Source organism: Luteibacter sp. Sphag1AF (assembly GCF_014192715.1).
Taxonomy (GTDB): Bacteria; Pseudomonadota; Gammaproteobacteria; order Xanthomonadales; family Rhodanobacteraceae; genus Luteibacter.
Genome location: NZ_JACHYH010000003.1, coordinates 378,496 through 389,983, shown reverse-complemented (window position 1 = coordinate 389,983; position 11,488 = coordinate 378,496). Strand labels below are relative to the sequence as shown.

The window sequence follows — 11,488 nt, the reverse complement described above, 5'->3', positions numbered from 1 at the left end:
ACCGATGGAGAAGTCGATGCGTTCTCTTGTGTTGTTGCTGCTTCTGGGATGTACGGGTGCGGCGAACGCCGCGATGGTGGCCAAGCCGGTGCAGTGGACCGACAACGGCACGACCTTCAAGAGTGTGCTGGTGTACGACGACGCGGTGACCACTCCGCGCCCGGGTCTGGTGATGGTGCCCAACTGGTACGGCGTCAACGACATGGCCATTGCGAAGGCCAAGTCGATTGCCGGCAAGGACTACGTGATCCTGCTCACCGACATGTACGGCGGCTCAGTGCGTCCCACGACCGACGCGGATGCGACGGCGGCCGTGAAGCCGCTTTACGGTGACCGCGCACTGATGCGTCATCGCGTGACCCGCGCGTTGGACGAGTTGAAGGCGCAGGCCGGAAAAGCCCCCATTGATACGACCCGACTGGGTGCGCTGGGCTTCTGTTTTGGCGGTTCTGCGGTGCTGGATCTGGCGCGCTCCGGTGCGAATATTGCTGCCGTGGTGACCTTCCATGGACTTCTGTCCACCGACGATCCGTCGCTGGCCAGGAACATCAAGGCGCACGTGCTGGCACTGAATGGCGCTGACGATACGAATGTCCCGACGGAGCAGAAAGTGGCGTTCGAGTCGGAAATGCGCGATGCGAAAGTTGACTGGAGCCTCGTGGATTACGGCGGCGCCGTTCATTGCTTCACGGAGAAGGAAGCGACCGGCAAGCCCGGTAATTGCCGCTATGACGAGCGCACCGCGACGCGTGCTTACAAGGCGATGCACGCGTTTCTTGATGAGTCGTTCCACAAGTAAACCGTAACTTCATCGCGAGCAAGCCCGCTCCCCCAGAGTCAGTGCTTTGTGGGAGCGGGCTTGCCTGCGATGGGTATCGGGAAAGAGCGGCTCAATACCTGTGTTTCAGAAGCGGCGCTCGACCGAGTAGTCAGCCAGGGCCGCCAGGGCATCCCGGTGCGCCGACGGCGGCAGGATTTCCAGTGCTTCGCGGGCCGCGCGGGCATGCTGTACGGCGCGCTCGTGCGTGCGATCCAGCGCGCCGGAATCGCGAATCGCGGCGATGATGCGGTCCAGTGAATCCAGGCCGCCGTGTTCGATGGCGTGGCGCAGCGACTGGACTTCCTCCGGGCTGGCTTTCTGCATCGCATAAATCAGAGGCAGTGTCGGCTTGCCTTCGGCCAGGTCGTCCCCGATGTTCTTGCCCAGCGTGTCGGCGTCCGATACGTAGTCGAGCAGATCGTCCGCAATCTGAAACGCATAGCCCAGCTCCATGCCATAGCGGCGCAGCGCGGCAATCTGCTGTTCCGGCAGCGCGCCCAGCACACCGCCAAGCTCGGTTGCCGCGGCGAACAGCACCGCCGTCTTGCGCTCGATCACGGCCATATAGGCGGCTTCATCCACATCGGCATTGCCGATATTGAGCAGCTGGAGCACCTCGCCCTCGGCAATGGTGTTGGTGGTGTCGGCGAGGATGCGCATGATGCGCATGTCGTCGAGTTCGACCATCAACTGGAACGAACGCGAATACAGGAAATCACCCACCAGCACGCTGGCCGCATTGCCCCAGAGCGCGTTGGCCGTCTTGCGACCACGGCGCAGATCCGACTCGTCCACCACGTCATCGTGCAGCAGCGTGGAGGTATGGATGAACTCGATGATTGCCGCCAGCTTGGCGTGCTGGTCGCCCGTGTAACCCGCCGCGCGGGCTGCCAGCGTGTGCAGCATGGGGCGCAGGCGCTTGCCGCCGCTGGCAATGATGTGATCGGCAATCTGGTTGATCAGCACCACGTCCGAAGACAGGCGACGGCGGATCAGCGCGTCCACGTCGGCCATGTCCGGCGCCGCAAGGCTGCGGACCTGGGCAAAATCGACGGGTTGACTGCTTACGGCGAGAGAATCCATGGAGACGGTTCATGTGGGACAGATCAGCCCACATTATAGGGTCTGGACTGTCATGTCGCCGTTGATCCGGATAGCAACCGTATAATTGCCGCCTGTCCCATCCGATCCGGTGCCCGGTCCCCGCGTGAGCAAACTCAGTGCATCAGAACTCCGCAGTGCGCTGACGCTGGCCTGCGTCATCAGCCTGCGCCTGTTCGGTCTGTTTCTCATCCTTCCGGTCTTTTCGCTCTATGCGCGGCACATGCCCGGGGCAACGCCCTTTCTGACCGGAATGGCGCTGGGCATTTACGGCATCGGTCAGATGCTGTTGCAGGTGCCGCTGGGCCTCCTGTCCGACCGGATTGGCCGAAAGCCGGCCATCACGCTCGGTTTGCTGGTTTTTGCCGTGGGCGGTGGGGTGGCCGCGATGGCCACGTCGCTGGAAGGCATCGTCCTTGGCCGTGCCCTGCAGGGCATGGGCGCGGTGGCGGGCGCGGGCACGGCGCTGGCCGCCGATCTCACGTCCGATGAAAGCCGGGGCAAGGTCATGGGCATCATCGGGGTGTCCATCGGCATGTCGTTTCTGCTGGCGCTGATTCTCGGGCCGCCGCTGGAGTCGGTGGCAGGGTTGGGCGGTCTTTTCGGGGTTACCTCGCTGCTGGCCCTGCTGGCCATCGTGATGCTCTGGGTGCTGGTGCCCACGCCGGTTCGCGTGCGCGCACCCGTGGCGGCGACGCCGGGGAGTGTCCTCGGCATGCTGAAGGATGGCCGGATGCTGGTCCTGAACGGGTCGGTGTTCTTTCTGCATGCGCTGCTGACCGCCAGCTTCGTCGGTCTGCCGCTGTTGCTCGGTGACGTTTTCCATCTGCCCGTGGCCCGGCACTGGGAGGTGTATCTGCCGGTGATGGTGATTGCCGCACTGGTCATGGGCGGCCTGCTGCCGCGCATGCGCCAGGTGAAGCAGAGTCTGCGGATCGTGGTCGGTTGCATCGCCGCGCTGGGCGTCGCGTTGCTGGGCATGTCCCTGGTGGGTACGCATCTGCTCGCGCTGGGCGTTGCCGCCACCGTGTTCTTTTCCGCGTTCAATCTTCTTGAGGCCGCACTCCCCAGCCTGGTATCGCGCCTTGCGCCGGAGCACCTGCGTGGGGCGGCGATGGGCGCCTATTCAACCAGTCAGTTCTTTGGTGCCTTTGTGGGCGGCGCGGTGGGTGGTATTGCGCTGGGGCATCTGGGTGTCAGCGGCGTCTTTGCCGCGGCCGCCGCCTTGACTCTGGTGTGGCTGCCGCTGGCCTGGCAGGGTGCGCGCCGCATCCATTGACCCCGCCTGGCAGGCCGTCTGCGGCCGTTTGATTACGCAAACTTTACGCCGGCAACGGGTCCGCACGTAGAGGCTTTACGCACGCCGCGAACACACTTTGCTCCGTGGATTATTCCGGAGCGTCAAGCGTCATGAACCTGATTGATATCGTGTTGCTGGGAGCTGTGCTGGCCCTCGGCATCTATTTGCTTTTTGCACTGCTGCATCCCGAGAAGTTCTGACATGAGCATCTTTCTCGCATTCGGATTGGCAGTGCTTCTTGCCTGGCCGCTCGGCCGCTACATGGCCGTGGTGATGCAAGGCCGTGCAAGCCGGCTGGACGTCGTGTTCGGCCCTGTGGAACGGCTGATTTACCGCGCGCTTCGGGTAAACCCGGAGCAGGGCATGGACTGGCGCGCGTATGCGCTGGCCTTCCTGGGAAGCAACGTGGCGCTGTTCGTCATCGCATGCACTGTCTTCCTGACTCAGGCCTGGCTGCCGCTGAATCCGGACGGCATACCCAACATGTCCTGGCATACCGCGCTGCACACCACGATGTCGTTTCTGACCAATACCGATCAGCAGCACTACTCGGGGCAGACGCAGCTTTCCTATTTCTCGCAGATGACGGCCATCGTCACCCTGCAGGTGCTCAGCCCGGTGATGGGACTGGCCGCACTGGTCGCTGTATTGCGCGGCATGCTGGGCGGTCGCAATGCCGCTACATCGCGTGAAGGCGAGCCTCGCGATCTGGGCAACTACTGGGCCGACATGACGCGCGCAACACTGCGCGTCGTGCTGCCGATGTGTCTGCTCCTGTCGCTGGCGCTCACGTGGCAGGGTGTGCCTGCCACGTTCTCCGGTGCACATCAGGGCACGCCGCTGGACGCATCGGCCGGAATGGCGAAGCAGGTCATCCCGGTGGGTCCGGTGTCGCCCATGGTCGCCATCAAGCAGCTGGGCACCAACGGCGGTGGCTGGTATGGCCCCAACAGCGCCGTGCCCCTGGAAAATCCGACACCGCTGTCTAACTTCATGGAAGTGGTGTCGATTCCGCTGATTCCGATGGCCTGCATCTTCATGGCGGGCGCGTTCGTCGGACGCAGGCGCTTCACGATGCTGATTTTCGCGGTGATGGGCACGTTGTGTGTGGCATTGACCACGCTGGCGGTGACCTCGGAGCAGCAGCCCAATGCAGCCGCACGCGGACTGATCGCCGACGCACCCAACATGGAAGGCAAGGAGCAGCGCTTCGGCGCCGTCGATTCCGCGCTGTGGGCGGCCATGACCACGCAGGTCAACAACGGCTCCGTCGATGCGATGCACGATTCGATGAATCCGGGCGCGGGTCTGTCCACGATGTCTGCCATGTTGATCAACATGATCTGGGGCGGCATCGGCTGCGGCATGCTGGGCTTCCTGATCTACATGTGGATTACCGCTTTCGTGTGCGGACTGATGACCGGGCGCACACCGGAGGTGTTCGGACGGAAGCTGGAAACCCGCGAGATCAAGCTGCTTTCCGCGTTGCTGGTGCTCCAGCCCATCGCGTTGCTTGGCCTCACCGCATTCACCCTGTCGGTGCCCTCGATCACCGGCAATTCCAACCCCGCCTTCCACGGCCTGTCACAGGTGTTCTACGAGTACACCTCGGCCTACGCGAACAACGGTTCGGGCTTCGCAGGTCTGGCCAGTGGCACGGCTTGGTGGGACATGTCCTGCTTCGTGGTGCTGGCCCTGGGGCGCTTCCCGGCGGTGCTCATTCCGCTGGCCGTTGCAGGAAGCCTCGCGGCGAAGCGCGCAGCTCCCGCAGGCAACGGCACGCTGCGTGTTGAAACGCCGACGTTCGGCTTTGCGATGCTCGCCGTGATTGTGCTGTTTGCGTTGCTCTCCTTCATGCCTGTGCTCGTCCTTGGCCCGATAGGCGAGTGGCTGAGCCTGTCTGCTCATTCGATCCGGTGAACACCATGACTTCCTCCATTGCCTCTCCCGCTTCCCCGCGCGGCACGCTTGACCGTGCGGCGCTTCGCGAAGCCCTGATCGGCAGCGTCACCAAATTGTCCCCGCGCACCGCGGCGCGCAATCCGGTGATGTTCACCGTAGCCGTAGGTACCGTGGTCAGCGCGGCGTTCACGCTGCGTGCCGCTTTCACCGGTCTGCCATTTGGTTACGCGCTCGCGGTCACGTTGATCCTGTTGCTTACCGTGTTGTTTGCGAACTTTGCCGAAGCCGTTGCGGAGGCGCGCGGTCGTGGACAGGCCCAGAGCCTGCGCTCAACCCGTGCGGAACTGAGTGCGCGCCGCGTGCGTGCAGACGGGGGCGAAGAAGTCGTCGCCGCCACGGCGCTTCGTCGCGGTGATCGCGTTCGCGTTTATGCCGGTGAAGCGATTCCTGCCGATGGCGATGTGGTGGAAGGCGTCGCCAGCATCAACGAGGCGGCCGTCACCGGCGAATCAGCACCCGTGCTGCGTGAGGCAGGCACGGATCGCTCAGGCGTGATTGGCGGCACCTGGGTGTTGTCGGACGTCATCGTCGTGGAAGTGGCTACCGATCCGGGTGACAGTTTCCTTGATCGCATGATCGCGCTCGTGGAAGGCGCGAGCAGGCAGAAGACGCCCAACGAAATGGCGCTCACCGTGTTGCTGGCGGCGCTGACAATCGTGTTCCTCGCCGTGGTGGCCACACTTCCGGGGCAAGCCGCGTTCGTCGGCGCGCATGCGGATACCGTTCTCCTGATCGCGCTGCTGGTCTGCCTCATTCCCACCACGATTGGCGGCCTGCTTCCGGCTATTGGCATCGCAGGCATGAACCGCGCACTGAAGGCGAACATCATCGCCAAATCGGGCAAGGCGGTGGAGGTGGCCGGTGACATCGACGTGCTGCTGCTTGATAAAACCGGCACGATCACCCACGGCGACCGTCGCGCGACCCTGTTCATCCCGGTGGGCGATGTGCGTGATGCCGACCTGCGTGACGCCGCATTGCTGGCATCGCTTGCCGACCCCACGCCGGAAGGCAAATCCATCGTGCAGCTGGCGCGCGAACGCGGCTCGGTCATTGAAGAGAAGAGTGGCGAGTTCGTGCCATTCACGGCACAGACGCGCATGTCAGGCGTGAATCTGGTCGGGGGGCGCCAGTTGCGCAAGGGAGCCAGCGACACGATGCGCAGCTGGGCCAGCGATCACGCGATGGCGGTACCTGCTGACCTGTCCACGGTAGTGGAGCGCATTGCGCGCGCGGGTGGCACGCCGCTGGTGGTGGCCGACGAGCGTCGCGTACTGGGCGTGGTGGCCCTGTCTGATGTGGTCAAGCACGGTGTGCGCGAGCGCTTTGCGCAGCTGCGTGCCATGGGCGTGCGCACGGTGATGATTACCGGCGACAACCCGCTCACGGCTGCGGCTATTGCGGCGGAAGCGGGCGTCGACGACTTCATGGCCGAGGCGCGTCCCGAAGACAAACTGCGTCGCATCCGTGACGAACAGACGGGTGGCCGCATGGTGGCCATGGTCGGTGACGGAACCAACGACGCTCCGGCGCTGGCCCAGGCAGACATCGGGCTGGCCATGAACTCGGGTACGCAGGCAGCGCGTGAGGCCGGGAACATGGTGGATCTGGACTCCGATCCGACCAAGCTGCTGGCCGTCGTCGAAATCGGCAAGCAGCTGCTCATCACCCGTGGCGCACTGACGACCTTCTCGCTGGCCAATGACGTGGCGAAATACTTCGCCATCATTCCGGCAATCTTCGCGGGCAGTCTTCCGGCATTGGGTGCGCTCAATGTCATGCACCTGCATAGTCCGGTCAGCGCGGTGCTGTCTGCGTTGGTATTCAACGCGCTCATCATTCCCGCGCTGATTCCGCTGGCCCTGCGTGGTGTGCGCGTGCGGCCGATGAGTGCCGAAGCGCTTCTGCGTCGCAATCTTCTGATCTACGGGGCTGGCGGCGTGCTGCTGCCGTTTGTGGCCATCAAGGCCATTGATCTTCTTTTGTCGCCGTTTGTCGGCGGGTGAGGCAAGTCATGAACTCTCGTTACTACACACTGGACGATGACGGCATCGACACCACGGCTGCCGATCACTCCGTGCCCCATGCATCCGGTCGCGCGAAGCACGGCGGCTCTGGCGTCATCTGGCCGAGTATCGTGTTCGCGCTGATCTTCGTGGTGCTCTGTGGTCTGGTATACCCGGTGATCGCCACGCTGGCGGGCCATGCGCTGTTTCCCGTGCAGGCGGAAGGCAGCCTGGTGCGGGACCAGGGCCGGGTCATTGGCAGTGCGCTGGTCGCGCAGCCGTTCACCAGCGACCGGTATTTCTCGCCGCGTCCTTCGGCAGCAGGCTACGACATGCTGACGATGGCCGGCAGCAATCTGTCGCCCGGCAATCCAGACCTCCACAAGGCCATGTCGGCACGGGCCGCTGCGTTTGCAAAGCGCGAGGGCATCCCGGAGGCAGCCGTTCCCGCTGACATGGTCACCGCTTCCGGCTCGGGCATTGATCCGGACATCTCGCTGGTTGCCGCGCGGCTTCAGGCGCCGCGCATCGCGCATGCCCGCCACATGCCGGTTGCGCAGGTGCAGGCGCTCGTGGATGCCTCGACACGCGGCCCGACGTTCGGGGCCCTGGGGCAGACCCGGGTCAACGTACTTGAGCTGAACATGGCCCTCGACAGGCTGGCGCGCTGATGGTCTGCACTCGGCTACCATGCGGCCATGCCCGCACCATGTCCTGGTAACCCATGAACAGCAACGAGCGTGATGCACGCGCGAATGCGCTGCTGGCTGTCGATGAAACGGGCAGCGGGCTGAAGATCTTTCTGGGCGCGGCACCTGGCGTCGGCAAAACCTACGCCATGTTGTCGGCAGCCATCGAGCTGCGCCGCCAGGGCGTCGACGTGGTCGTCGGCCTGGTCGAAACCCATGGGCGCGTGGACACCGAGGCACTGCTTGCGGACCTGGAAGTGTTGCCCCGGCGCAACGTTGAATATCGCGGTGCGCAATTTGCCGAGTTTGATCTTGATGCCGCGCTGGCCCGCCGACCGGCGGTGCTGCTGGTGGACGAACTCGCCCATCGCAACCTTCCCGACGGTCGGCACAGCCGGCGCTGGCAGGACATTGCCGAGCTTCTGGAAGCGGGTATCGCGGTCTACTCGACGCTGAATGTCCAGCATGTCGAAAGCCTGAACGATCAGGTGCGCCGCATTACCGGCGTGGCGCAACGGGAAACCGTGCCCGACGCGTTTCTTGACCGCGCACGTGACATTGTTCTTGTGGACCTCCCTCCGCGCGAGCTGATTGAACGGCTTCGCCAGGGCAAGGTGTATCTGCCGCAGACGGCAGGGCAGGCACTGAACGCGTTCTTCGCACCGGCCAACCTCGCCGCGCTGCGCGAACTTGCCGTGGAAATCGTCGCGCAGCACGTCGACAGCGAACTGCGGGAGCAGATGCTGGCCCACGGCACAGCGATGCCCGTACGTCGCAGGGTGCTGGCCGCCATTGATGGTTACTCGAACAGTGAGTATCTGGTGCGCGTCGCGCGTCGTATCGCGGAGCGTCGCGGTGCGCCGTGGACGGTAGCCTTTGTGGACACGGGGGCCCGCATGGACCCTGACCGTCGCGAAACCATTGATGGGTCCATGCGCCTGGCCCGGCGCCTCGGTGCCGACACGGTGGTGCTGCGCGGGCATGCAATCGCCGATGAGCTTATCGCGCATGCTGACCGCGAAGGCATTGCGCAGATCGTACTGGGTCGCACGCGCGAGCGTCCGATTGCACGTTTTCTCGGTCTTTCGCTCACCCAGCAATTGCTGCGCCGTGGCGCGCATCTTGAACTGACGATCATTGCCACCCCCAGCGAACGGGCAACGGCGCGACGCAAGCTCCGCGTGCCGGGCGGCAAGGGAACGCGTGATGAGTACCTGTTTGCCACGACCGCTGCTGTCATCGCTTTTGGTCTGTCGTTCGTGGCAGATCGCTATCTGTCCGTCGCCAATCTTTCGCTGATTTTCCTCACGGCCGTGCTCATCGTTGCGGTGCGCACGCGAATGGCCGTGTCTGTCTACACAGCGCTGCTGTGCTTTTTCGGCTACAACTTCTTCTTTGCGCCGCCGCGCTACACGCTGGCCATCAGCAACTTCGATGATCTTCTGGCGGTGTGCCTGTTCCTTGTGGCGGCGCTTGTGTGCAGCCGTCTGGCTACCCAGCTGTCCAGCCAGGTCAAGGCGCTGCGCGGCGCGCACGCGCAAAGTCGGGCGCTGGTCGCACTGGGCCAGCGCCTCACCGCCAGCACCAACGCCGCCAGCGTGCGCGAAGCGGGTGCCGATGCGCTGTCCCGTTCGCTGCGCTGCGCGGCGGGTGTTGTTACACGCGATGAGGATGGTCAGATGCGCGTCGCCGCATCCGCGCCGCATGCTTTCGAACTGGATACCCACGACAGTGCGGCAGCTGACTGGAGCGACCGGCATCAGGAGCCAGCCGGGCGCTATACCGACACCCTGAATGCAGCCACGAGCTGGATGGTGCCGCTGGGCGGCGCACAGGGAAGGGGCGTTCTGGCCCTTCGCTTCCCGGCTAACGAGCCTGAGCCAGACATCGAGAGCCGTAGCCTGGCCCTGGCCATGGCTCAGGATATCGGCCAGGCACTGGAGCGTGTGCGCCTCACCGACGAACTGGAGCGCGTGCGTATGGATGGCGAAACCGAGCGGCTTCGCAACGCGCTTCTTTCGTCGGTATCGCACGATCTGCGTTCGCCGCTGGCCTCGATCATCGGTTCAGCCGGTACGCTCGCGGCTTACTGGGATGCCGTGCCCGCGCAGGAGCGGCGCGAACTGCTCGATGCCATCCTGGCTGAGGGGCAGCGACTGGACCGGTACATACAGAACCTGCTGGACATGACGCGTCTGGGACACGGTGGCCTGCGACTCAATCGCGACTGGGTGGATATCGCTGAGGTAGTGGCATCCGCTGTCTCGCGGCTGCGTTCTCCCTATCCGGACACGCACGTGGAGGCGACCATCGCCTCCGATATTCCGCTGCTTCACGTGCACCCCGCGCTGGTCGAACAGGCCCTGTTCAATGTGCTGGAGAATGCCGCGAAGTTTTCGCCGGCCGGTGTACCCGTCGTCCTGTCAGCCCGGATCGAGAATCAGCGATTGCTGGTCGACGTGAGCGACGCCGGGCCGGGCATTCCGGAAGAAGAGCGCCGCAAGATCTTCGACATGTTCTATTCCGTGGCACGAGGCGACCGCGGTGCTCACAGCACCGGCCTGGGCCTGGCCATCTGTCGCGGCATGATAGGCGCGCATGGCGGCACGGTAGAAGCATTGGACGGGCCGGATGGCCGGGGCACGACCGTGCGCATCAGCATGCCGTTGTTGTCCGTTTCGCCTGAATCCAGTCCACAATAGGCGCAGTCCGTCCATGGTTGCCCACATGAATGCTGCCCCACGCGTTCTGGTCGTTGACGACGAGACGCAGATTCGCCGATTCCTCGACATAGGCCTGCGCGCACAGGGATATGAGGTTCTGCTGGCTGCCAATGCCGCTGAAGGCCTGGCCATGGCGGCTACGCGCTCGCCGGACCTGGTGATTCTGGACATCGGACTGCCTGACCGCGAGGGTCATGAGGTTCTTGCCGAATTGCGCACCTGGTCTCAGGTTCCCGTACTGATGCTGTCCGTGCGTGACAGTGAAGCGGAGAAAGTGCGCGCTCTGGATCTTGGCGCCAATGACTACGTGACCAAGCCCTTCGGCATCCAGGAGCTGATGGCGCGCCTTCGTGTGCTTCTGCGGCAGCGTCCCGCTGAGGGCGCCGCCCCGTCACCTGTGTACGACGATGGCCGTCTGCGCATCGACATGGCCCGGCGTGAAGTCGTGCTGGATGGCCGTCCGCTGGCGCTGACCCGCAAGGAATACGGTGTACTCGCCGCTCTGGTCACCCACCGTGGGAGAGTGGTGACCCAGCAGCACCTTCTGCGCGAACTGTGGGGCCCCACACACGTTGAGGACACCCATTACCTGCGGATTGTGCTCGGCAAGCTGCGCCAGAAGCTTGGTGACGATCCTGCGTCGCCGATATGGCTGCGCACGGAAGCGGGCGTGGGATATCGCTTTCTCGGCGAAGGCTGACCTACCCTCGTCCCACGAGCAACGCAACAGCGCCCCGCGAGGGTGCCCGTCACACCCGCCAATTTAATTAGTCCGAATTTTCAGAATTGCCTTATCGGCGCCGCGCCCTCCAGTCCCGATACTTCTTCGTGAAGCGGGACAGAACGACTCCCGTTCCTTGCGCGCTTCGGCCATTCCCTCAAATGCA

Annotated in this window: 9 protein-coding genes; 8 read left to right on the top strand and 1 reads right to left on the bottom strand. The window is 64.1% G+C overall.

Translation table 11 applies throughout. The features are described 5' to 3' along the window. The first annotated feature begins 16 nt into the window (after positions 1–16). Positions 17–799 carry a dienelactone hydrolase family protein gene (locus FHW69_RS11215; protein WP_183423135.1) on the top strand — a complete coding sequence of 261 codons (783 nt, stop codon included), beginning with the start codon at positions 17–19 and terminating at the stop codon, positions 797–799. Between the two features lie 105 nt (positions 800–904). Here FHW69_RS11215 and FHW69_RS11210 read toward each other — a convergent pair whose 3' ends face one another. Beyond that, a complete protein-coding gene (locus FHW69_RS11210; protein WP_183423134.1) occupies positions 905–1,903 on the bottom strand; it encodes a polyprenyl synthetase family protein in 999 nt (332 codons plus the stop codon). Positions 1,904–2,027: 124 nt separating this feature from the next. On the opposite strand from FHW69_RS11210, the gene FHW69_RS11205 reads away from it, so the two are divergent. The 7 genes from FHW69_RS11205 to FHW69_RS11175 all read left to right on the top strand — a co-directional run bounded on the left by FHW69_RS11205 (position 2,028) and on the right by FHW69_RS11175 (position 11,301). Continuing rightward, on the top strand, positions 2,028–3,200 hold the full coding sequence (locus FHW69_RS11205) for an MFS transporter (RefSeq protein ID WP_183423133.1): 1,173 nt from the start codon (positions 2,028–2,030) through the stop codon (positions 3,198–3,200). Between the two features lie 131 nt (positions 3,201–3,331). Further along, positions 3,332–3,421 (top strand): K(+)-transporting ATPase subunit F, encoded by a 90-nt coding sequence (gene kdpF / locus FHW69_RS11200; RefSeq protein ID WP_183423132.1) that lies wholly within the window; start codon positions 3,332–3,334, stop codon positions 3,419–3,421. A 1-nt stretch (position 3,422) separates the two neighbouring features. Beyond that, on the top strand, positions 3,423–5,141 hold the full coding sequence (kdpA, locus tag FHW69_RS11195) for a potassium-transporting ATPase subunit KdpA (protein WP_183423131.1): 1,719 nt from the start codon (positions 3,423–3,425) through the stop codon (positions 5,139–5,141). Further along, complete coding sequence (kdpB, locus tag FHW69_RS11190; RefSeq protein ID WP_343204013.1) at positions 5,138–7,189, top strand: potassium-transporting ATPase subunit KdpB; 2,052 nt, start codon at positions 5,138–5,140, stop codon at positions 7,187–7,189. The genes kdpA and kdpB overlap by 4 nt, the downstream gene beginning before the upstream one ends. Before the next feature lie 8 nt (positions 7,190–7,197). Beyond that, positions 7,198–7,860 (top strand): potassium-transporting ATPase subunit KdpC, encoded by a 663-nt coding sequence (gene kdpC / locus FHW69_RS11185; protein WP_183423129.1) that lies wholly within the window; start codon positions 7,198–7,200, stop codon positions 7,858–7,860. 53 nt (positions 7,861–7,913) lie between these two features. Next, complete coding sequence (locus FHW69_RS11180; RefSeq protein ID WP_183423128.1) at positions 7,914–10,580, top strand: sensor histidine kinase KdpD; 2,667 nt, start codon at positions 7,914–7,916, stop codon at positions 10,578–10,580. Positions 10,581–10,605: 25 nt separating this feature from the next. Further along, the gene (locus tag FHW69_RS11175) at positions 10,606–11,301 is read left to right on the top strand and encodes a response regulator (protein ID WP_183423127.1); all 696 of its coding nucleotides are present in this window, start codon (positions 10,606–10,608) and stop codon (positions 11,299–11,301) included. Positions 11,302–11,488 lie beyond the last annotated feature (187 nt).